This window comes from Brevibacterium linens (assembly GCF_003999335.1).
Lineage (GTDB): Bacteria > Actinomycetota > Actinomycetes > Actinomycetales > Brevibacteriaceae > Brevibacterium > Brevibacterium linens.
Map to the genome: position 1 here is coordinate 3,721,128 of NZ_CP026734.1, position 22,415 is coordinate 3,743,542.

A 22,415-nucleotide genomic window follows, 5' to 3' on the forward strand; every position below is an offset into this window, starting at 1 on the left:
GGCAGGGTGCGGGCCTCAGTTCTTGACGATCTTCTTCGCGGATTCGAGGACATCGGCGAGTTCGTTCAGCCATGTCGCGTAGCCGTCATAGGTGTAGGCGCGTTTGTCGTCCCAGGTGCCCAGCTGTCCTGCCTCGACTGCGGGCAGTCGTCTGTAGACCGGATTGTCCTCGTAGTCGGTCGAGGCGTCGTGGACGAGGACGACGTCGGCCGGGTAGTCCGACATCTTCTCCCAGGAGACTTCGGCCCAGCTGCTGTCTCCCGTGGCGTCGGGTCCGACGAGGGTGAGCCCATCTTCGGTGAGCATCTCGGCGATGCCCAGGGAGTTCGAGGTGTAGTTGATCTCTGCGGTGAAGTTCGCCAGCAGAACTGTCAGATCGTCCTGCTTCTTCGCCACAGTGCGGATGCGTGCTCGAGCGTCATCGAAGGCCTTGCGCTTGTCCGCGATATCGCCGGTCTCCGTGTCCTTGCCCAGTGCCTTCGCGATGGCCGCATACTGGGCGAACATCGCGTCGGGACTCTGCCCGCCGAGTTTGACCGGGACGAAGGGCACGAGCTCGCTGACCTGGCCCTTCACCTTCTCGTCCCACCACGTCCACCCGTCGCCGGTCTCATTGCCGTAGGCGACGAGGATGTCCGGCTCGGCGACGGCGAGGGCTTCGATATCGAGTTCCATATCGGTGCCCACGACCTCGACGCCATCTTGGTCGAAGGCCTTGCCGGGGGATTCGTTCTGTCCGAAGCCGAAGACCGCGACCGGCGTGATTCCGTACTGCGCAAGGCCGGCCGCCGAATAGAAGTCCGCGGCGATGCGCTTCGCCGGACGGTCGAGTTCGATCGTCAGTCCGTCATATCCTTCCGGCGAATACCTGAAGTTCGGGGCGCTGTCAGTAGCACCGGAAGCACCGCTTCCCGCCTCACCGTCGGCCTCGCCCCGGCAGGCGACGAGGGCGAACGGGGCGAGCACTGACAGGGCAAGAAGCTGACGACGACGCATCGAGAGCCTTTCGGTGAGCGTCCCCGCGGGGACGGAATTGGTGCGCCTGTAGTGACGCCGGGACCACCGTAGCATTATTTGGAAAGGCTAGCCTTACTAAATTAGAGTAGAGTAGCGTTGCGGATGTTCCGTCTTCCACGACAGCTGCACACACGAACAGAACGCGTCCCCGCGGGGACGACCTCACGACCACGTGGTCGCTGAGGATGCGAAGGAGTATCAGTGTCACGAGCCCCCATCGGCGCCTTCGAAGCAGAGGTCCTCGCCGTCGACGATCTCAGCCCGTCCTTCCGTCGGGTGACGTTCGGGGGTGCGGGACTCGAAGACTTCGGCCCGAACACCCACCCTCGTGATCTGCGGATCAAACTCGTCATCCCGCCTCAACGCTCCGCCGCACCGAAGTTCGATCTGCCGGCATTCCTCACCGAGCAGGAAGCCGCCGGGGTGTCCTGGTACCAGGCCTGGCTGCAGGTCAGCCCCGAGGAGCGCGGTGCGATGCGCACCTACACCGTGCGCGAATGGAACGATGCCGACCGCCGACTCGTCATCGACATGGTCCTCCACACCGATGAGCACGGCCATTCGGGCCCGGCAGCCGAATGGGCCGAGGCCGCCGAGGTGGGGCACCGTCTCCACATCATCGGCCCCTCCCGCACTTCGGAGACTCCGTGCGCCGGGATCGAATTCGCCCCCGGCGATGCCCACCAGATCCTGCTCGCCGGCGACGAGACCGCCGTACCCGCCATCGCCTCGATCCTCGATTCGCTCAAGGACAGCCGGGCCCGAGGGAAAGCCGTTCTCGAGGTCCCCAGCGCCGAGGACATCATCGACATGACTGCTCCCGCAGGCTTCGAGATCGAATGGCTGCCGCGCGGGGAGGCCGAATTCGGACAGCTGCTCGAACCCGCCGTCCGCGAGGCGGTCCGTTCGGAGACCCGGATCCCCGCCGAGGTCGGAGCCGGATCGGCAGGGTCAGCGGGCACCACAGATGGTCCGGCCCGAGAACTCGACGACGTCAACATCGACGAGGAGATCCTCTGGGATGTTCCCGCGGCCCTCACCGAGGCGGCTCAGGGAAGTTCGAGTGCCACAGAGAAGGACGAGCGTCCCTTCTATGCCTGGATCGCCGGTGAGGCCGGGCCGGTCAAACGTCTGCGCCGCTACCTCGTCCAGGAAGTCGGAGTCGACCGCAAGCAGATCGCGTTCATGGGCTACTGGCGTCAGGGCAAGGCCGAAGGCTGAGCCGCGGTCACCGCTAGGAGTGAGACTTGGGCCGATACCAAGGCTGAAGCTAACCCTGAGTTCAGGCCTGAAGCTGGGCCTGAGCCGGTGACCGCCGCAGAGCCCGCACGATCTGCGGCCCGATCGCAGTGGCCGCACCTCCCAGGCAGAGCACACCGCCGAGCGCTGCCAGCGGAGGCGGAACCTCCCCGAGAACGAGCCAGGCCATCACCACGACGATGGCGGGGACGAGGAGGCTCGACGAACTGAGCAGTCCCGCCGGCAGGAACTTCAGCGCATATCCCCAGAGATTGAAGGCGATAGCGGTCGGAACGACGCCCAGGTAGACGACCTGAAGCGTCATCTCGATGGGTGCCGCGGCCACCTCGTCGATGAGGCCGGGGGCGAAGACGAGACTGACGAGTGCACCGATGAGGATTCCCATCCAGGTGACGGTCACCGAGTCCTCCCCGGACAGGAAGTGCTTCTGCAGCAGCACGCAGGCTGCGTAGAGCACCGCGGCAACGAGGCTGAGGATAAGACCGCCGACCGTGAAGAAGCCGGTGAAGCTGGCTGCCGTGATCATCCCGATGCCGAGCAGGGAGACGAAGATGCCGATGAGCAGACGCTTCGGCAGCCCCTCTCCGAAGACGAGGCCGGCGAAGACGGCGATGATGAGCGGTGCGATATTGACGATCATCGAGGCGGTTCCGGCATCGATCGACCGCTCTGCGGCGTTGAGGACGACGACGTAGGCGGAGAACCAGGCGATGCCCCAGAGGGCTAGGATCAGCCAGACGACCTTGCCGGAGGGGAACCTCGGGCGGCGGAAGAGCATCCAGACGGAGAGCACCACGGCTGCGGCCGCGCCCCGCAGCAGCGCCATCGGACCGGGCGAGAACGCTTCGCCGGCATCGCGGATGACGACGAAGGATGACGCCCAGAAGGTCATGGTGAGCAGGGCAGCGATCCACGGGAGGACGCGGGGAGCCGTCATCTGTCGGGGACTGGGACTCGCGACTGGAGTACTGAGCGCTGATCTGTTCATAAGGATGATTATTCGTCTCTTCACGATGAAAGAAAAGCGCACACAATTGCACGACTGTACGTGATATGCGTACGGTTCAACTGTGTACAACGTCGCGCATCTGAAAACGTTCAAATCGGTCGCACTCACCGGGTCAGTCCGTTCCGCAGCGCAGCATCTCGACCTCTCCCCGTCCGCAGTCAGCCATCACCTCAAACTCCTCGAACAGGAGACGGGGCTGACGCTCTTCCAGCGACAGGGACGCGGTCTGTGCCTGACCGACACCGGTGGGGCGATCATGTCTGACGTGGACTCCGTGCTCGAGAGTTCCGGGCGCCTCGGGCAGCGCATCTCGGAGCTGCATGAGAATCGAATCGGACGCCTGTCGATCGGGTATTTCGCGACGGCGGGGACTCGGTGGCTGCCGGAACTCGTCGTCTATCTCGAGAACCGCCACCCCGACGTCACGGTGCAGCTCAATCTGGCTGAGGGGCCGTGGAACGAGTTCCACTCCGATCTGCAGGTGATCATCTCGGAATCGAAGAACCCCGAGTTTCCACCGCAGGTGAAGGGGCACTTCCTCACCGCGGATCCGTATGTGGTCGCGGTGCCGGATGACCATCCGCTGGCCGATCGTGCGGGGGTGAGCCTCAGTGAGCTGGAGAGATACCCCTGGATCGACAATGACACCGGGGACGGCCCGTGCCGGACGATTCTCTTCGACGCCTGCTCCCGCGCGGGAGTGCGAGTGCACTTCAAACACGAAGCGCACAGCTTCGTCACGGCCCTGCACATGGTCAGTCGGGGCCTGGGTCTGACTCTGCTGCCTCGGCTCGGTGTCGAACCCCTGCCACCCGGGGTGGCCATCATCCCGCTGGCAGCGCCCGAACCGATCCGCTTCATCCACGCGATCAGCGATCCGGGCCACCCGCAGCAGGACCTCATCGAGGATGCGGTCACGGCCTTGTGCGAACTCGCCACCAGCTGACGAGGGGCCAGACGGCCGAGCCCCTCCGCTTTTGGGGCGCGAGCCGGCACATGCGCCCTACGACGGCGGCCCGGCTGCCCTCAGATCTCGGCGAGCATCTTGCCCGGGTTGAGGATGCCCAGCGGGTCGAGCGCGTTCTTGACAGCCATCTGGATCCGTCGTGACCCTTCGTCGAGTTCGTTCGGCAGCCAGGCCCGCTTGAGGAACCCGACCCCGTGTTCGCCGGTGATCGTGCCGCCGAGTTCGAGGCCCACGCGCATGATCTCTGCGAACACGTCCTCGGCCCTCCCCGTCTCGACCGCGTCCGAGGAATCGAAGAACACCGACGGGTGCATATTGCCGTCACCGGCGTGGGCAACGAGGGCGATCTCGAGCCTGGAGGAGGCCCGCAGCTCGGCCAGCCGGTCGCAGAACTCGGGCACGGCGGTCCGCGGCAGGCACACATCGTCGAGCAGCTGACCGCCACCGTGGACGGTGGCGAACTTCTCATAGGCCGGCTGGATCATCCGCCGCGCGGCGATGAGTGCCGCGGAGTCGCTCGGGTCGTCGGAGTACGCGACGTCGAGGGCACCGCAGCGCTGGGCCACCTCGGTGAAGGCCGACATTGCAGCTTCCGCATCGGTCGGGTTGTCGTCGACCTGCATGATGAGCATCGAACCGGCGTCACCGTCGAGGCCGAAGTCGCCGTAGTCGTTGAGCATGCGCAGGCTTGCCCCGTCGAGGAATTCGAACAGGCTCGGCACCCCGCCGCCGGCCATGAAGTCGGCGACGGTCTGCAGTCCGCTGCGCTCATCCGGGAAGGTCGCGATCGCAGTGAACGGCTCGGGCAGGGCGGGCACGAGACGCAGCGTCGCCTCGACGACGATGCCCAGGGTGCCTTCGGAGCCGATGAAGAGATGGCGCATATCGAGTCCGGCCACGCCCTTGGCCGTCTGCGGGCCGAGGGTGGTGATGGTCCCGTCGGCGAGTACGACTGTGAGCGATCGGACGTAGTCCCTGGTCACACCGTATTTGACGCAGCAGAGTCCGCCGGCATTCGTGGCGATGTTCCCGCCGATCGATGACAGTGCCACCGATCCGGGATCCGGCGGGTAGGACAGTCCGAACGGGGCGAGGTGGTCCTTGAGGTCCTGGTTGATAATGCCCGGTTGGACGGTGACGAGGCGTTCTGCCTCGTTGACGGCCACAACGTCGTTCATCTTCGACACGTTGAGCAGGATCGCTCCCGGTGAGGCGTTCGCGCCTCCCGAGATCCCGGACCTCGCCCCCTGCGGGACGACCGGCACCCGATGTGCGCTGGCGAAGGCCATGACCTCTTGGACGTCTTCCGCCGAGGCGGCCCTGACCAGGGCGATCGCCCCTTCCCGCGGACAGAACAGGGCTTCGTCGCTGGAGTGGGCGTCGATGACATCGGGGTCCGTGGTCAGCGCGCCCGGGCTCAGTCGGGCGATGAGGTCGGTGAACTGGACGGTTTCCGATGGTGTGGCAGTGGACAAGGAGGCTCCTCAGTTCGACGGGGATTTCACACTATCGGGTGCGGGCGCCGCCTTGAGGATGAGGGTGACGATTCCGGCGGCCACCATGACCGCTCCGACGACCCACATGCCGGCGTTCTGAGTGCCGGTGAGGTCAGCGAGCCAACCGGTGATGTAGGGGGCGAAGAACCCGGACGAGTTGCCCAGCGAGTTGATGAGCGCCAGACCTGCGGCGGCACCGGCGCCGGCGAGGAAGGTCTGCGGCAGCGGCCAGAACGTCGGCAGGGCCGCGCAGATGGCCATGCAGGTGATGGTCACGGCGATCATCGTGGTGAACGGTGAGGACAGGTAGAGCGCGATCGGGATCGTGACTCCGCCGACGAACAGCGGCAGGGCCACGTGCCAGACTCGCTCACCGGTGCGGTCGCCGTGGCGGGACCAGAAGTACATGGTGACGGCACCGAAGAGGTAGGGGATGGCCGTGATGAAGCCGATCTCGACGATCGAGTATTCGACACCGAAGGTCTCCTGGAAGCCGGAGACGATCGTGGGCAGGAAGAAGCTCATGGCGTAGAGGCCGTAGACCATGCCGAAGTAGACGAAGGACAGTGCCCACACGCGTGGCTGCAGCAGGGAGCGGCGGACCGGGTAGTGGAAGGTCTCTTCTTTGCTCTTCTCCTCGGCGTCCATCGTGGACTGCAGCCAGTTGCGCTCTTCGGCACTCAGCCACTTCGCGTCCCGTGGGTGGTCGGTGAGGTAGAAGATGCACATGATGCCCAGCAGGATCGCGGGCACACCTTCGATGATGAACATGAAGCGCCAGCCCGCGAAGTTCTCGAAGATCGCGTTTCCGCTGGAGATCAGCCACGAGGACACGGGAGTGCCGACGACGCTGGACAGCGGGATGGCGAGCATGAACAGGGCCGTGGCCCGGGCGCGCATCGAGGTCGGGAACCAGTAGGTGAGGTAGAGGATGATGCCGGGGAAGAATCCCGCCTCGGCGACGCCGAGGAGGAACCGCAGGACGTAGAGCCACCCGTGGTTGGGCACGAAGGCCATGGCCGCCGCGACGATGCCCCAGCTGATGAGGATGCGGGCGAGCCAGATGCGTGCGCCGAACTTGTGCAGAGCGAGGTTCGAGGGCACCTCGAGGATGAGGTAGCCGAAGAAGAAGATGCCTGCCGCAAACCCGAATTGGGTCGCGTTCATCGCGAGGTCTTCGTTCATGCCGCCGGGTCCGGCGATGCCGAGGTTCGTCCGGTCGAGGTAGTTGATGAAGTACATCGCGATGATGAACGGGATGAGGCGGATGAGAACCTTGCGCAGGGTCCTCTTCTCGAGAGCCGAATCGGCGGGGGTCTGTCCGCTGGTCGGCGGGCTCACCTCGGATGACATGGGATCTCCTTCGATCAGGTCGGGCCACTGTGGTGGCTCAGCGGTGGCGCGGACTCGTGCCGCGGACGTGCGACAGCGGTTCGCTGCGGGTGCATCGGCGCGGCAGCCAGCGCACTACGGCAACACACTACGACAGTGCAGACGGCTGACCTAGAGTTCACGCCGAAAGTACCGAATACCGGGACGCCGCGCCAAATCAGCGCCCACGTGCACACCAACTGCTTCAACGTGCAGACGCGTAACGCAAATGCTGGCCGCACACACTTTGAAGCAGTTGCTGCGCTGTCCGGTTGCGAGTGCAGCTGCGGCGACGCGGTTACGATGAGTGCAGACCACCCGATTGCGAAGGGGAGCCGCAGTGCAGCCGATGACCGAGCTCGAGGCCGAGACACTGCGCGACTACTACGGCACGTTCGCCCGCCTCGAAGCGGCCGGCACCTCCCCGATCTACGCCATGTGGGCCGAGGGAGTGGCCGCGGACGACGCGGTCATCTCGCTCCTGCTCGAACTGCCCCGACCGAAGCGCCAAGCCAACCTCCTCTTCGCAGCGGCGCGCCACCTCGGTGCGGGCGAGGGTTCCTATGCTCAGCTGCGATCGTGGCTGCTCGAACACTGGGACGACATCCGGGAGTTCATGCTCGCCCGGTCCACGCAGACGAACGAGGCCGGCCGCTGCGCCACGCTGCTGCCGGTGCTCGCGCAGATCCCCGGACCGCTTGCGCTCATCGAGGTCGGAGCCTCGGCGGGTCTGTGCCTCGATCCCGACCGCTACAGCTACAGATTCACCGTCACCGAGGCGGCCGAACGCACCGCAGCCGACGATCGGACCGCTCACGGAGGCGCAGTTGCCACCGATCGTTCTGCTCCCGGGACGTCCGGTGCGAAGTTCGAGCAGTCGGTGACGCTCGACCCGCCAGAGGGTCCGAGCCCGGTCCTGCTCGAATGCGCACTGGCGAACACCACGGTGCCGGAACACCTCCCCGAGGTGGCGTGGCGGGCCGGAGTCGATCTCAATCCTCTCGATATCACCGACGCTGACCAGCGGGAATGGCTGACGTCGCTGATCTGGCCGGAGCATGAGGCGAGACGGGCGCGCCTCCTCGCCGCCGCCTCGATTGCAGCTGCCGATCCCCCGCACCTCGTCCGCGGCGACCTGCTTGAGACCGTCGAATCTCTGCTCGCCGAAGTGCCCTCCGGAACCCAGCCGGTCGTCTTCCACAGTGCGGTGCTCGCCTATGTCGATGCCGAGGCACGTGCCCGCTTCGCCGCCCTCATGCAATCACGCGACGACGTCGTATGGATCAGCAATGAGGGAGCCGGAGTCCTCCCTGACACTCGCGCGCAACTCGAGACACTCGGGATTGAGCCCGATGGGCGATTCGTGCTCAGCGTCGACGGCCGAGCTCTCGCCCTGACCGGTCCTCACGGGCAGAGCTTCACCGGACTGTCACAGGCCCGCTGATTGGTCCACCCGCTTCGAACAAGTCACAACATGGTGCCGAATTCGCGCCCACGTGCACACCAGCTGGCTCAACGTGCAGGCGCATAACGCAAATGCTGCGCGCACACACTTTGAAGCAGTTGTTGCGCTGCAAGCCCCGCCCCGCTCACGCCCAACCGACGACGAGGCGGGCCGCCTCGGCGGGGATCATCGGGTCGACGCCGGTGAGGTCGGCGAAACGGCGCAGGCGATTGGCCACAGTGTTGCGGTGGCAGAACAGCCGCTCGGCCGACGCGCCGATGCTCCCCGTCGCCAGATACACCTGCACCGCCTCGATGAGACGCTCTCGCTCGACCGGCCCGCACTCACCCAACGCCGATTCGACATCGGCGAGGATCGGGTTGCCCGCGGCATTGAGCGACCGAGCGGCCAACCGTGCCCATCCGCGCCTCCATGTCATCGCAGACGTCTCATCAGCGGCGATGACGTCGGCGAGGTCACGCGCGGTCAACGCCGACCGCCGCAGGGCCCCGATTCCTTCGGCGCGGACGTACCCCACCCTGGCCTCGGCGATCCTGCCGGCGAGCGCCCCCAGCGAATGACCGACTCCGCCCCCGCCGGGATCGGAAACATGGCCCACGCCTTCTGGAGCCTGCGTGAAGGCGATGAGAACCTCGCCGAGGTGGTGCGCGAACATGGTTCCGCCCGCGCGGACATGATCGGAGATGATCACCCGCAGGGCCCGGACATCGTCCCCGGTGGCAGCGATGACGAGCAGCGGGCAGTCGACGTCGAGACCGAGCCCGGTCGCGATCGTCGACAGTCGTTCGCCGGTCGGGTCCGGATCCTCGAACAGACTGGCGATGAGGCCGGCGTGCACCGAGTACTCCTCGGCCCGCATCCGCGCGAGCTCGGCCGTGTAGGCCTGTTGGACCTGGGAGACGTATTCGTCGACCGTGGACAGCACGATGCCCGTGTGGCGGATGACCAACTCCGCATCGTCCTGGGTCGCCACCCGAGTGAGCACCTCCCAGAGCACGCTGAAGTCGAGGCGGATCGCCGTCATCAGCGCCTCGAGCGGGATGCCGGCCCGGGCCCGGGAGACCCCGACCTCCGTCGAGACAGTCACAGGCCCGTCGAATCCTCCTGCGCGCAGTCCTTCGATGAGGGTACGGAACGAATCACGCCCGGTCCGACGAAGTTCCGAGACCGGGATCGGCGCGGGATCATAGCCGGGAACGCGGACGACACGGGCCATGAAGCGATCGGTCAGCTCGTCGAGGTCGAGGGCATCGAGGAGCTCGAGCCATCGGGCCGCGTCTCCCGGAAGCGGACGATCGCGGAGTCGGCGGTCACGATAGGCAGTCATCACCCCACAATATGTGCAGATGCACAATCCTGCTGTCCTGTTCGGCGACAAATGTGTCTGGAAAGAGACGTACGACACTCGGTAAGGTCGATATCTGCCGGTCACACACCACCGAATGCGACCGGTCCGAACGACTCGACCGACACCGGACCCGTATGGGCCCACCGGCCCAGCCGCCGACCGGCGGAGCCGCGGACCGCGTCCCGATCCTCAACGGAGCACACTATGAGCGAGCAGAAAACCACGGCGTCCGCCGAGGCCAGCGCCACAACAGAACTGAGCATCAAGGACGCGAACAAGGTGGCCGCCGGCGCGCTGATCGGCACCGCCCTCGAGTGGTACGACTTCTTCCTCTTCTCGGCCGCGGCCGCCCTGATCTTCAATGTCCAGTACTTCACCAGCGAGAACGCCACCGCAGCCGCGCTGGCCTCCTTCGCGACCTTCGGTGTGGGTCTGGCCGCTCGCCCGATCGGCGGTCTCATCTTCGGCCGCATGGGCGACAAGGTCGGCCGTCGTCGGGTCCTCATGATCACGATCGTCGGCATCGGCGTCGTCACCGGCCTCATCGGCCTGCTGCCGACCTATGCGGCCATCGGGTTCGCCGCTCCTGCCCTGCTCGTCCTCCTCCGCATCTTCCAGGGTCTCTTCGTCGGCGGCGAATGGTCGGGGGCGATGACCCTCGTCGTCGAGAACGCGCCCCTGCACCTGCGCGCCCGCTATGCGGCGATCCCGCAGATCGGCTCGCCCATCGGCACGATCCTGTCCTCGGGCGGATTCTTCGTCTTCACCCTCATCCTGTCCCAGGACAGCTTCCACTCGTGGGGCTGGCGCATTCCGTTCCTCGTCGCCATCCCGCTCCTCCTCGTCGCCGTCTACATCCGCAGCCGCCTCGAGGAGTCGCCGGTCTTCCGCCAGTTGGAGGAGTCGGGCGAGGTCGAGAAGAGCCCGATCACCACGACCTTCCGCGACTCGTGGAAGCAGATCATCATCGGCATGGCCGCAGCCCTCCTCGGCGTCGGCGGTTTCTACCTCGTCACCGCATTCTGCGTCTGGTACGGCGTCAACGTCCTCGGCTATGACGATTCGCTCCTGCTGCTCGGCAGCATGGTCGCCGCCGCCGTCGAGATCTTCGTCCTGATCTGTGGCGGCATGCTCGGCACGAAGTACGGTGCCAGCCGGGTCATCCTCTGGGGCGGTGTCGCCTCGGCAGTGGTCGCCGTTCCGGCCTTCTTCATGTTCGAGTCCGGGGTCCCCGCACTCGTCGTCATCGCCATGACCCTCGCGGTCGGCACACTGTCCCTTCCCTACGCGGCCTCGGGTACCGTGATGACCGGCCTGTTCCCGGCGACCACCCGGTACACGGGCGTGAGCATGTCCCAGAATGCCGCGGGCATGATCTCCGGATTCATCCCCCTGCTCGCGACCGGCTTCGTCGCCTCGGCGGGCGATCACTGGTGGCCGGCCGCCGCGATGCTCGCCTTCCTGTCCCTGTTCACCGCTTTCGCCGGCGCCATCGCCCCGAAGCTGAGCGTCGATCTGCCCGGCTTCAAGCACTGAGAACCGTTCGACCCCCGAAAGGACACCCGATGTCGCGTTCCGCCGGCCACCTCATCGTCGACACCCTGGAGAGCGCGGGCATCGAACGCGTCTACGCGGTCCCCGGCGAGTCCTACCTCGACGTCCTCGACGGACTGTATGACGCGAACATCGAGACCGTCGTGTGCCGGCAGGAGGGCGGTGCGGGGTTCATGGCGCTGGCCGAATCCCGGCTGACCGGCCGTCCCGGAATCGCCATGGTCACCCGCGGTCCCGGGGCGGCGAATGCGATGATCTCCGTCCACACCGCCTGGCAGGACGCGACCGCGCTCGTCCTCTTCGTCGGCCTCGTCCCCCTCAACGATCGATCCCGCGAATCCTTCCAGGAGTTCAGCCTGCCCGAATGGTTCTCCTCGACGGCGAAGCGCGTGCTCACCATCGATGACGAGGCCCGTTCCGGTGAGATCACCGCCGACGCCCTGCGCATCGCCGCCTCCGGTCGCCCCGGCCCCGTCGTCGTCGGCCTGCCCGAAGACGTCCTCGTCCGTCTCACCGAGTCCCCCACCCCGACACTCGCCGAGGTGGCCCCACCGACCCCGGCCCCCGCCGTCATCGACGGGTTGGCTTCTCGGATCGCGGCGGCCGAGCGTCCCGCGTTCGTCCTCGGCGGGGATGGGTGGCACAACGGGTGCGGCGCTGAGCTGGCCGGTCTGGCCGCCTCGGCGGGGGTGCCGATCTTCTGCGATTGGCGCGCCTACGATGCGATTCCGCATTCCTCGCCGGCGTGGGCCGGCTGGCTCGGCTACGGTCGCGCCGATGCCGTGGCGGCCGGTTTCGCCGAGGCGGACCTCGTCGTCTTCGTCGGCTGCACCCGGTCCGACGTCTTGAGCGACGGGTACACGATCGGCTTCGACGCCGAAACCGTGCTCGTCTCCCTCGACATGGAGGCCACCCAGCACGCAGGGCGCATCGATGAGCACATCATTGCCTCCCCGGATTCCTTCACGCAGGCCCTGACCAGGAACGATGCCGGTGGCGCTCGCGATCCCGGGCAGCTGCGCGGGACTCGGACGGATGAGTGGATGCAGTCACGTGCCGACGTGCAGTCCCGGTTCGCCGCGCACCGCGCCGACGCCGAGGCGGCACCGGAGAACGCGAACCGTGCCGGGGTCGATCTCGGGGTGGCGTTCGGGATTCTCGATGACCGCCTCGGCGGGGATGCGATCCTCACCTATGGAGCCGGCAATGCGACGATCTGGGGGCACCGGTTCATCCGGCATGAGCGCCCGGCCGGCCTCGTCGGAGCCCGCAACGGGGCGATGGGCCTCGCCGTTCCCGCCGCAGTGGCGGCCTCTCTGGCGTACCCGGAACGGCGTGCGGTCGCGATCTGCGGCGATGGGGACTTCCTCATGAACGGCCAGGAGATCGCCACGGCCTTCGCCCACGGCGGGACACCGCTCATCATCGTCGTCGACAACGGTGTGTACGGCACGATCGTGTCCCACCAGGAGAACCACTATCCCGGGCGGCCCTCGGGCACGCGGATGGTCAACCCGAACTTCGCGGCGTGGATGTCGGCATTCGATCTCGGCAGCTCCGGGGTCGCCTCGGCGAGGGTCTCCGGCTCTGTTCCACCGGGAGCAGACGGCACTGCGACGGGTGCGGGAATGGTCGGCAACGGCGAGCGCGTCGAGGCCACCGAGGACTTCGCAGCCGCGCTCGACCGGGCCTTGGCCCACGACGGGCCCGCCCTCATCCATGTGCTCATCGACCCGGCGACGATGCCTCCGGCCGCCGACGAGACCGCCTGACAGCTCTCCGAAAGGACCCCTCATGACCGTTTCACCCTCCCTGATCAGCGCCGATCGCGAAGCCGAGTTCCTCGCCGATTGGGCCGTGCATTCGCGTTTCGGTGCCGTCGAGGGCACGAACGGGGTCGACCGTCAGGCGGCGAGCGCCGCCGATGGCCAGCAGCGGAAATGGTTCGAAGAGCTGCTCGTCAAGCACGGTTTCAGCGTCCACCGGGATGTGATCGGCAATCAGTTCGGGCTCCTCGAGCTCGTGCCCGGGGCCCCGTATGTGCTCACGGGTTCGCATATGGACTCGCAGCCGACGGCCGGTCGTTTCGACGGTGCCTACGGGGTGATGGCTTCGGCGCATGCGTGTTTCGCGATCGCCGATGAGCTGCGGGCGGACCCGTCGAAGGCGACGTTCAACCTCGCCGTGGTCAACTGGTTCAATGAAGAGGGCTCACGGTTCAAACCGTCGATGATGGGATCCAATGTCTTCACCGGCAAGGCCGAGTTGGAGGCGGCCCTGACCACGCGTGATGCCGCGGGAATCACCGTCGCCGAGGCGCTCGATGAGCTGGGGGAACGCGGAGACTTCACGCCCCCGGAGATCGCCTCCTATGCGGAGATCCACGTCCAGCAGGGCCGCAGCATGGAAGAGGACGGAGTGAGCATCGGGCTCGTCAATGCCACGTGGGCGGCTCACAAGTACGAGTTCAAGGTCACCGGCGCACAGGCCCACAGCGGGTCGACGCTCATGGCCGATCGGCAGGATGCCCTGCTCGGTGCCGCCCGCCTGGTCGTGGCCGCACGGGAACTCGTCGACGACTTCGAGCCGGGTGCCCTGCACACCGCATGCGGACAGCTCACCGTCTACCCGAACTCACCGGTCGTCGTCGCCAGCGAAGTCAGCCTGCTGCTCGATCTGCGGTCCCCCAGCGCCGAGGTGATCGCCGCCGCCCATGAGACGCTCATGGCCACGATCGCCCAGGTCAGCGCCGAAGATCGCGTGGAGATCGAGATCGTCGCCGAACACAGCTGGGATCAGAACCCGTACTCCGAGGACGGGGTCGAGCTGGCGCGCACGATCGCCGATGATTTGGGACTCACCTCGGCGACGGTGATGACCGTGGCCGGGCACGACTCGACGAACATGAAGGACGAAGTGCCCACCGTCATGCTCTTCATTCCCAGCGTCGACGGGGTCTCGCACAGTCTTGCCGAGTTCACGAAGGACGAGGATCTCGTCTCGGGTCTCCATCACCTCACCGAGGTGGTCCGCCGGCTCGCCTCGGGTGCGCTGGCAGAGTGACCGCGAAGGAGGTCAGTCCTCCCAGGGATTGAGCAGTCTGACTCCGATATTCGCGAAGTCCGCGATGTTCCTCGTGACCAGGGTCAGAGAGTGTGCGAGTGCGGTCCCTGCGATCAGGCTGTCCATGTCGGGCATCGGGTCAGGGACGTGCAGTTGCGATGCCTGCACAGCCACTTCGGCATCAACGGCAAGAATTCTTCCGTCGAAGACCTCAGAGACCTGTTCGTCGAACCACTGCCGAAGGACGGACCCAGCGCGGGCGTCCCGTCGCTCTTTCCGTCGGACGCCGACGTCGAGTTCGAGGACCGTGATGGCGCTGATGGCCAGATCATCGATCTTCTGTGCGGCGATCCAGGATCCGACGGGCGTCCGGTTGCCGCGGCGAGCGTCACTGATGATGTTGGTGTCCAGCAGATACCTCACAGTTCGGGCACCCGCAGCGTTCGCTGAGAACGATGAGGCAGATCGAGGTCCGGATCATCGTCGTGGATGACGAGGGCATCTCCGACGAGGTCCGATCTGCCGCTGAGTTGATCGTACTCATCGGCAGTCAGCAGAACGTGCGCGCGACGACCATGTTCGGTGATGGTGACCGGTCCGTGCTTGGCCGCACGTTTGGCAGCCGATACGTCCCGGTTGAATTCCCGACTCGACATCGTGGTCATCGTCCACCTCCCGAAATGTCACTACTGTAGGTACATTCTATCTCGGGGTTGTGGACGAATCCATAGCCAGATGCCGAGTTGACAGGACTCTCGGACCCGCGGTCATCAGTCGATGGAGTCGACGTCCTGGTTCTCGTCGACGAGCTTCTTCGCCAGCGGTTCCCACTTGTCGTAGGCGTCGGGGTAGGCCGAGCGCTGCACTTCCTGTGCGGCATCACCGGGGTCGATGCTCTCCCAGTCGGCGATCTGGGTCAGTCCCGGGTTGGCGGTTCCGGAGTCGACCCCGTAGAAGGCTTTCGACGCGTACACGGTGTCGGTGACTTCGTCGGCCGATCCCCAGTTCATCGAGGGGCGCTGCTGGAAGGCACCGGCGGAATCGCGGTCGCCTCCGTCGAGGTCATTGAGGCTCGATTCCTGCAGTGCGGTCATCACGGCGATCGTCTGTGCCTGCTTGGACAGGTCTGCGCCCTTGCCGACGCCGATGATGGTGCGCGCATTGTCGATCTGTTCGGCGCTCAGCTCATCCGGGTCGTCGATCCCTCCGGTCGAGCCGGCGTCGGACTGGGCGGCTTCACCGTCCTGGCTGACGCCTCCGGTGATCGGGTCGGCCGAGGCCGAGGCCGAGGCCGAGGCCGAGGTCGCCGTTGCCAGGGAGACTCCTCCGGCGAGGACGGCGGCGGACAGTGCAGTCACCGCAAGTGTGCGCGCACGTTTCATCTGTTCTCACTTTCTCTTGATCGGGTCCTCGACCCGGTCGGCGACTCCTGGTGCGCGGCACACGTGGTGGGTTCTGCGGCATCTGCCCTGTGGTCGGCACAGGAACACCCATGCAGAAGGTGCCGTGGAATCGCCCCACACAACACTGACGGACCGGACGGCCCCGTTCAATGCAGAGAGACTTCGAGATGACTCATTCTCGCCGCAACGAATCATCACGGGTCCGTGTGTAAGCGATCAGAGTTCACTGAACGCCGCGCGGTGACCAGCGGTGCTCTCACCCGCCCGTGACCGGGGTCTCGATCCGCTCGTCGGGCTGTTCGCAGGCGTGGGCCAGGGAAAGTTCAGGAGCACCGATGAAGTTCCCCGCAAGTCGTGGACGGGTGGGATACGACAAGCGCAGCGTGTGGACGCTTCTTCCTTCACCTGACCAGCCTGCCAACCGACCAACTGTCGGATGGCTAAGCTACGTGTTTGCTGATCAATGCCGCGAAGCGCCGGCGGTCCAAGTAGTGCGGCACGTCGAAGGTGACGTGTTTGCGTGCGATGCGTCCGGCAAGGTCACGCAGGATCGCGGCTGTGTCTTTGCGGAATCCGATGAGTTTGGTGTCGTTGAGTCGCCAGGGGATGTCGGGGTGGGCTTCTTTGATTTCCAGCAGTGAGTGGAGATCAGCGATGTCCTTTTCGGAACGTCGTTCCTTCCAGCTGTGTGCTTTGAGGACGGTGGCTGCTTCAACCTCGGGGATTCTGGTTTGATATGTGATGGTCTCGCCCTGCCCGAGGTTCGCTTCAACATTGAGCACGACTCCAGGGGTCATGAGCGCGAACCTCAGTTCGGGGAGGCTGTCGACCTGTCCAACATCGGGAACCGAGATGGGTCGGATGCCCGTGGACGGCCCTTCCCTTGTAAGGAGAACATTGATTTCGACGCGCTGGTCGTCATCGATCTGGCGGTAGAAGAGGTTGCCGCCTTCTTTGGTGAAGTCCTGATCGATGAGCGTTTGTGTCAGTGTTCCGACAACCTCCACGGAGTCCACTGCTGTATCTGCGTCGATGGTTGAGCGCAGAGTGGCTGCAGGTGTGGGAAAGACGTGCAGCAGCAGGCGAACCATGTGACCGCCGACGATCCGGTAGTCGCTGCCTTCGACTACAGCATCGGCGATGGCTTTCTGTCCGCGGTATCCGAGAGAGTCAGAGTTGCTGAGTGCATGAACACTGATGCTGATGAGTTCGCTGTCTTCGTTCATGAGTGGCCTTTGACGATGTAGTTTTCCAGCTGACCGGCTGCCTCGTCGCTGTCGGCGTCGCCACCGGTGCGTACATCCCAGTAGACCAGTGCAGTATCTGCAAGTCTCCGTTCATGACGGCTGGAGGCCGATGCGCTTCGCCAGACGGTAGGATCTTTCGGAACGCAGGTGACGAGTGTGGCTTCGTCGATCGGCGAGGGGATGAACCCGTCATCGGTCAAGTCGACGGGGGCGGTGATGTAGATGCGGCCGCGGGTGGGAAGTTTCCAGGGTGCGAGCTCGTCGGCGGCGACGTCACCGCTGATGAGGGGGTCGGCGTCGAGGAGGGTGGCGATGTCGGCGGCCCTGTGTGTCTGTTCAACAGCGGTGTCCAGGCTGTACCACCCGAATTCCTGCCCCCCGGCTCCGGGGTATTCGCCTGCCCAATGGTGGAGCAGAGATCTTCTATCGACTGCCTCGAGTCCGCTGCCTCGGTCGGCAACGAGGTCCCCCAGAGTGCGCGCGGCGTTGGAGATGGTTTGTTGGCTGGTGCCGAGCAGGTCGGCGAGCGCGGCCTGCCTCAAAGGTGTGATTGCGGTCAGGAGTTGACGTTCGACTCCCCACCGGTACCAAGCAGGTCGCAGGGGCGTTGGCCGCGGACGTGGTGAAGTTTGTGGCCGGTTCAGTGTGTGGGCGGTGCCATTGATGATGAGTTGGAGTGGGGATTCGGTCAGTAGGTTGAGGCGGCCTGCGCGGGCGTCGGCAACAACTCCGTTGGTGGCGGAGCCTCCCACAAGCACTGGCCAGGCTGCAGCGTCGAGGTGGTTACGTACGTTGCGGGCAGCGTGGGCGGTTACTCGGTCTACGGGTGCCGTCAGCTCGACGTCGTAGATCTCCCCCGTTGGTGCGCGCAATTGCCAGGACAGCGATGTGCGTCCTTCAGCGATCGTGAAGTCCAGCTCGTGGAGCAGGTCAGCTACATCTACGGGCATGCTGTTCTCCAACAAGTTTGGTCCCAAAGTGCGGGTCATTACTTGTTGGACAGTTCATCACATCATGGTGTATATAAGCAAGCCGTGGATCGCGGCCGCTCAGAGCGCCTGCTCGTCACATGTGCCGTCGCCGCGTCCCATGTGAGGGGCGCGGCGACGATATGTGCTCAGCTGCTCAGAGCACGGCCGGCGATTCGGTGCCGACGGATCGGCACCCGACCAGTGCCGAGTCTGTGCCGGATCACGGGCCGATCAGATCACAGTCCGTTCAGACGGTAGGGCACGAAGCTGTCGTCCTGGTCGTACGGGTAGGAGACGTCGTGGGCGACCGAGCCGAGCGAACCGTTCTCCTCGAGGGCATGGTAGGCCGTCTTGTCGTCATTGGCCCAACCGTTGAAGATGACGACGTGGCCGTTGGCGCCCTCGGTGCCGGGGCCGCCCTTGAGCAGGATGGCACCGGGCTGGAGTTCGTCCTTGCTGATCTCGTGGGAGACGTCGGGCAGGGTCACGGTGCTGAGGCTGTCGTCGAGCCCCCATGCCATCGAGACGAATCCGGAGCAGTCTGTGCGGTAGTTCTTGCCCTCGGGTTCGGGGTGGTAGGCACCCATGTCATAGGGCACTCCCTGGTCGACCCACGTCTGCGCGCGGTTGATGATCGCGGCCCGACGGTCATCGGCCTGCGCCGAGGCGGTCGTACCGGAATCCGCCTGCGGGGCGGAAGACTGTGCGGCCGCGGCCTGCGCGGCGGGGGCCTGGTCGGCCTGCGCCGGAACGGTGGCCAGTGTGGTGCCGCCGACGAGGATTCCTGCGGTGAGGACAGTGGTCGTGAGTGTGCGCGAAATTGTCATCGTCTCTCCTGCTGCTTCTCGTGTGTGCACTGCTGACTTCGGAATGGATCGTGTCGGGAACATGCCAGAGGCGGATCAGCTGATCGGGGCGACGTCCTGATTGCCGTTGACGAGCTCGGTGGCCAAAGGGTCCCACTTGTCGTATTCGGCTGGGAACGCGGAGCCCTGCACTGACTGTGCGGCGGCTCCCGGGACCATCGTCTCCCATCCTTCGATCTGGATGAGGCCGAGGTTTGCACCTTCGGGGTTGACGCCGTAGAACGATTTCGAGGCGTAGACCGGGTCGGTCACCTGCGCCAGGGTGCCCCACCCCATGGACGGGCGCTGCTGGAACAGGCCGGCCGAATCCCGGTCGCCCCCGTCGAGGTTGTAGAGACTCGACTCCTGCAGGGCCGTCATCACTGCGATCTTCTGCGCCTGCGTCGACAGTCCTGCTCCCTTGCCGACGGCGATGATCGTGCGGGCGTTGTCGATCTGCTCCTGGGTGAGTTGGGTTGCGTCCTGGGTGCTCGGCACCTTGCCACCTTCGAGTGCTTTGCTGGTAAACGGAGCGGCCTCCTTGGAGACGGGCGCCGGTTCGGCAGAAGCTGCCGTCGTCATGGAGACGCCGCCGACGATGACAGTCGCGGAAACGGCTGCCACAGCGAACTTGCGTACGAGTTTCATCAGTTCCCACTTTCCAGTTGTATCGGGCATTGGGCCCTCTCGGCTTCCTTCCACCGGGTTCCACGTGGCCCTGATCTCATACCCGCAATCCAGGCTGTCGAACCTGAGAACCTCGCTCAACAAACAGGCCGTCAACAGCCGTTCAATGGGGTTCCAACGACATATGAACCGCGCGTTTCCCTGATCTCATTGTTCGCTGGGCGCGAGTTCGGCGGACTCGCTACGCTGTTTCCATGAACGCAGCGCTGCCGCCGGACGCCGCAACCGCCATCAGGTCCTATCTGCGTATTGCCGATCAGGTCCTGCCCGGCGGCATCATCGCCTGCGCTGTGACCGGGTCCATCGCGCTCGGTGCCTACCGCCCGGGCCGCAGCGACATCGACCTCGTCGCGGTCATCGCCGACGAGTGGCTGGACCGCCCGGATCTCATCCGGCGACTGCGCCTGCTCCACCTCTCGCAGGTGCCCCGCCTGACGGTAGGGGCGACGCGCGGGCGAGGTGTGAGCGCCTGTTGCAATACCGTCTTCATCGCCGAATCCGAGGTCGGTCGACCCGTCACGCAGATCCGTCCGATCGCTTCTCACACCGGTGAGGTCTTCGACTCGAACGGCGCGTTCGACGTCAATCCGGTGACCTGGAAGGAGCTCGTCGACGGCGGGATCACGGTGCGAGGTCGGCCGATCGCCGAGTGGGATGTCGATGCGCAGCCGGAGGCGCTTCGCCCGTGGATCCGCACGAATCTGCGCGAGTACTGGACTCCGTTGGCCGCACAGCTGCGCGACCGACCGTCGCGCAGCCCGGGATCGCTGGTTCGTCGATTCGTGACGTCCCCGCGGGGACTTTCAGCCGGCAGCGTCGAGTGGTGTGTGCTCGGTCCCGCGCGGATGCATCATACGCTTGCGACCGGTGAGATCATCGGCAAGGAGGAAGCGGGATTCCACGCGCTGACCGCATTTCCGCAGCATGCCCCCATCACCGAGGTGGCCCTGGCCAAGGTGCGCGGCGCGCGGATTCCGTCCGCACCGTCACGACGGCAGTGGCGGGGGCTGACCGCCTCGGCGATGGATGACATGATCACCGCATCACTCGACTGATCAACGATCGCGGTGGGTTGAGCGGCGATCGCGTTGGTCACGGAGCGATGTGTCGAACGGTCCCTATTTCGCGATGAAGTGGAGGCGCTTATTCACGAACTCACCCATCCCGATCGGCCCCATCTCACGACCGAAACCGGACCGCTTCACACCACCGAACGGCAATTCAGCAGCCTCCGCCGCAATCGTGTTCACATGCGTCATCCCCACCTCGAGGCGCGCGGCCACCCGATCGGCACGCCCCTCATCAGTGGAGAACACGGACCCGCCCAGGCCCAGGGCACAATCATTCGCAAGCTCGAGGGCCTCCTCATCGCTGGAGACCCTGTACACGGTGGCCACCGGCCCGAAGATCTCTTCGCCATACGACTGCGAATCCCTGGGCACATCGACGAGCACGGTCGGGGCATAGTAGGCCGCCGGACCGTCGCCCAGCTCACCACCGATGAGCACCCGGGCACCTTCAGCCACGGCCTTGGTCACCTGTGCGTCAACAGTCTCCGCGGCAGCACGGCTCGACAGAGGCACGTATTCGCTGTCGCCGAGGTTCAGCGGATCTCCCGGTTTCAACCCGGTGCCCAACTTCACGAGCTCAGAAACGAACTCGTCATAGATGTCGTCCATGACGATCAGCCGCTTATTCGAGTTGCACACCTGCCCGGCGTTATACGTCCGAAACTCCCACGCCTCACGCGCCACCGCCGCAACATCAGAGGCGTCGAGGACGACCATCGGATCGATCCCACCGAGCTCCAACACGGCCTTCTTGAGATTCTGCCCCGCCTGAGCGCCGATGATCGCACCGGTCCGCTCCGACCCGGTCAGAGACACACCCTGCACCCTGGGGTCGGCAATCATCGACGCGATCTGATCATGGGTGGCGAAAAGGTGTGAGTACCCACCTTCGGGAACGCCGGCGGCGCGGAAGATCTCCTCGATCAGCAGCGCCGACCGCCCACAGATGTCAGCGTGTTTGAGCATGATCGTGTTGCCCAGCACAAGATTCGGGGCAGCGAACCGAGCGACCTGATAGTAGGGGAAGTTCCACGGCATCACACCCAACAGGGCACCGACCGGCAGGGATTCGATCCGGGCAGTGCCGGGGATGGTCGACGGGATCTGATAATCCGTGGCCAGGCTCGGACCATGGACGCCGTAGTAGTCGATGATGTCGGCGGCGAACTCGACCTCGTCGACGGACTCGGCATACGACTTGCCCATCTCCACCGAGATCGTCCTGGCGAGTTCGTCCTTGCGTTCATGGAAGATCTCCGCCGCCCTGCGCACAATCGACGCCCGTTCCTGGATGTCGGTGTCCTTCCACGTCAGGTAGGTGGTGTGGGCGCCAGCGACGGTGGATTCGATCTCGGCGTCGGTCGCCTCGGGGAAGGTCTCGACGATGTCGCCGGTGGCGGGATTTTCAACACGATAGTTCGACATGTTTGCTCCTGTGATGGTTCCGAAATTGCAGAGGGGTGAGGGAAAAATGGTGTGCTGCGGCCCCATCACCGCAGTCAGTTATCACCCATACCATCGACGGAAGCGCCGGAGACGGCGCGAACGATCATTCCGACATGATCGTAATACAGGTCACGGGGATTCGCCGAGGCGGCTGCCCACCGACCCGAGGATCGATCGGCTATCGCGGATGCCCGAC

Annotated in this window: 20 protein-coding genes; 7 read left to right on the top strand and 13 right to left on the bottom strand. The window is 65.3% G+C overall.

The window, feature by feature from the left end; genetic code table 11:
* Positions 1 to 15 precede the first annotated feature (15 nt).
* Positions 16 to 996, bottom strand: coding sequence for an ABC transporter substrate-binding protein (locus CXR29_RS16770; protein ID WP_164742861.1), 981 nt, complete (start codon positions 994 to 996; stop codon positions 16 to 18).
* A gap of 222 nt (positions 997 to 1,218) precedes the next feature.
* Here CXR29_RS16770 and CXR29_RS16775 point away from each other — a divergent pair, with 222 nt between their 5' ends.
* On the top strand, positions 1,219 to 2,238 hold the full coding sequence (locus tag CXR29_RS16775; protein WP_101554902.1) for a siderophore-interacting protein: 1,020 nt from the start codon (positions 1,219 to 1,221) through the stop codon (positions 2,236 to 2,238).
* 61 nt (positions 2,239 to 2,299) lie between these two features.
* Here the strand turns inward: CXR29_RS16775 and CXR29_RS16780 are convergent, their stop codons facing one another.
* Positions 2,300 to 3,214, bottom strand: coding sequence for a DMT family transporter (locus CXR29_RS16780; protein WP_101554901.1), 915 nt, complete (start codon positions 3,212 to 3,214; stop codon positions 2,300 to 2,302).
* Positions 3,215 to 3,347: 133 nt separating this feature from the next.
* Here CXR29_RS16780 and CXR29_RS16785 point away from each other — a divergent pair, with 133 nt between their 5' ends.
* Entirely contained in the window at positions 3,348 to 4,232 is an 885-nt protein-coding gene (locus tag CXR29_RS16785; RefSeq protein ID WP_101554900.1) for a LysR family transcriptional regulator, read from the top strand.
* 80 nt (positions 4,233 to 4,312) lie between these two features.
* Here CXR29_RS16785 and CXR29_RS16790 read toward each other — a convergent pair whose 3' ends face one another.
* Both CXR29_RS16790 and CXR29_RS16795 read right to left on the bottom strand, forming a co-directional pair.
* Positions 4,313 to 5,728, bottom strand: coding sequence for an FAD-binding oxidoreductase (locus tag CXR29_RS16790; protein ID WP_127365157.1), 1,416 nt, complete (start codon positions 5,726 to 5,728; stop codon positions 4,313 to 4,315).
* Positions 5,729 to 5,737: 9 nt separating this feature from the next.
* Positions 5,738 to 7,102 carry an MFS transporter gene (locus tag CXR29_RS16795; protein ID WP_127365158.1) on the bottom strand — a complete coding sequence of 455 codons (1,365 nt, stop codon included), beginning with the start codon at positions 7,100 to 7,102 and terminating at the stop codon, positions 5,738 to 5,740.
* Positions 7,103 to 7,469: 367 nt separating this feature from the next.
* Here CXR29_RS16795 and CXR29_RS16800 point away from each other — a divergent pair, with 367 nt between their 5' ends.
* Positions 7,470 to 8,564, top strand: a complete 1,095-nt coding sequence (locus tag CXR29_RS16800) for a DUF2332 domain-containing protein (RefSeq protein WP_127365159.1) — start codon at positions 7,470 to 7,472, stop codon at positions 8,562 to 8,564.
* A 145-nt stretch (positions 8,565 to 8,709) separates the two neighbouring features.
* Here the strand turns inward: CXR29_RS16800 and CXR29_RS16805 are convergent, their stop codons facing one another.
* Positions 8,710 to 9,912, bottom strand: a complete 1,203-nt coding sequence (locus CXR29_RS16805) for an RsbRD N-terminal domain-containing protein (protein ID WP_127365160.1) — start codon at positions 9,910 to 9,912, stop codon at positions 8,710 to 8,712.
* Between the two features lie 225 nt (positions 9,913 to 10,137).
* Between CXR29_RS16805 and CXR29_RS16810 the strand changes: the two genes are divergently transcribed.
* Genes CXR29_RS16810 through CXR29_RS16820 form a run of 3 tightly spaced genes read left to right on the top strand, consistent with a single transcriptional unit; the run spans position 10,138 to position 14,550 of the window.
* Complete coding sequence (locus CXR29_RS16810; RefSeq protein ID WP_127365161.1) at positions 10,138 to 11,469, top strand: MFS transporter; 1,332 nt, start codon at positions 10,138 to 10,140, stop codon at positions 11,467 to 11,469.
* 29 nt (positions 11,470 to 11,498) lie between these two features.
* Positions 11,499 to 13,259 (top strand): thiamine pyrophosphate-dependent enzyme, encoded by a 1,761-nt coding sequence (locus CXR29_RS16815; RefSeq protein ID WP_127365162.1) that lies wholly within the window; start codon positions 11,499 to 11,501, stop codon positions 13,257 to 13,259.
* A 22-nt stretch (positions 13,260 to 13,281) separates the two neighbouring features.
* Positions 13,282 to 14,550, top strand: a complete 1,269-nt coding sequence (locus tag CXR29_RS16820) for a M20 family metallo-hydrolase (protein ID WP_127365163.1) — start codon at positions 13,282 to 13,284, stop codon at positions 14,548 to 14,550.
* A gap of 12 nt (positions 14,551 to 14,562) precedes the next feature.
* Here the strand turns inward: CXR29_RS16820 and CXR29_RS16825 are convergent, their stop codons facing one another.
* The 7 genes from CXR29_RS16825 to CXR29_RS16855 form a co-directional block, all read right to left on the bottom strand.
* Positions 14,563 to 14,973, bottom strand: a complete 411-nt coding sequence (locus tag CXR29_RS16825) for a type II toxin-antitoxin system VapC family toxin (protein WP_127365164.1) — start codon at positions 14,971 to 14,973, stop codon at positions 14,563 to 14,565.
* Entirely contained in the window at positions 14,970 to 15,215 is a 246-nt protein-coding gene (locus tag CXR29_RS16830; RefSeq protein ID WP_101554892.1) for a type II toxin-antitoxin system prevent-host-death family antitoxin, read from the bottom strand. Before CXR29_RS16830 ends, CXR29_RS16825 begins: the two co-directional genes overlap by 4 nt.
* A 105-nt stretch (positions 15,216 to 15,320) precedes the next feature.
* A complete protein-coding gene (locus CXR29_RS16835; protein WP_241241510.1) occupies positions 15,321 to 15,908 on the bottom strand; it encodes a hypothetical protein in 588 nt (195 codons plus the stop codon).
* Between the two features lie 485 nt (positions 15,909 to 16,393).
* Positions 16,394 to 17,179 (bottom strand): hypothetical protein, encoded by a 786-nt coding sequence (locus tag CXR29_RS16840; protein WP_127365166.1) that lies wholly within the window; start codon positions 17,177 to 17,179, stop codon positions 16,394 to 16,396.
* On the bottom strand, positions 17,176 to 18,165 hold the full coding sequence (locus CXR29_RS16845; protein WP_164742862.1) for a type IV toxin-antitoxin system AbiEi family antitoxin: 990 nt from the start codon (positions 18,163 to 18,165) through the stop codon (positions 17,176 to 17,178). The genes CXR29_RS16840 and CXR29_RS16845 overlap by 4 nt, the downstream gene beginning before the upstream one ends.
* Positions 18,166 to 18,407: 242 nt before the next feature.
* The gene (locus CXR29_RS16850; protein ID WP_127365168.1) at positions 18,408 to 18,998 is read right to left on the bottom strand and encodes an NlpC/P60 family protein; all 591 of its coding nucleotides are present in this window, start codon (positions 18,996 to 18,998) and stop codon (positions 18,408 to 18,410) included.
* Positions 18,999 to 19,073: 75 nt separating this feature from the next.
* Positions 19,074 to 19,664: a hypothetical protein gene (locus CXR29_RS16855; RefSeq protein WP_127365169.1), complete on the bottom strand. Its 591-nt coding sequence runs from the start codon at positions 19,662 to 19,664 to the stop codon at positions 19,074 to 19,076.
* A 233-nt stretch (positions 19,665 to 19,897) separates the two neighbouring features.
* Between CXR29_RS16855 and CXR29_RS16860 the strand changes: the two genes are divergently transcribed.
* Positions 19,898 to 20,758, top strand: coding sequence for a DUF4111 domain-containing protein (locus CXR29_RS16860; protein ID WP_127365170.1), 861 nt, complete (start codon positions 19,898 to 19,900; stop codon positions 20,756 to 20,758).
* Between the two features lie 63 nt (positions 20,759 to 20,821).
* Here the strand turns inward: CXR29_RS16860 and CXR29_RS16865 are convergent, their stop codons facing one another.
* A complete protein-coding gene (locus tag CXR29_RS16865) occupies positions 20,822 to 22,198 on the bottom strand; it encodes an NAD-dependent succinate-semialdehyde dehydrogenase (protein ID WP_127365171.1) in 1,377 nt (458 codons plus the stop codon).
* Positions 22,199 to 22,415 lie beyond the last annotated feature (217 nt).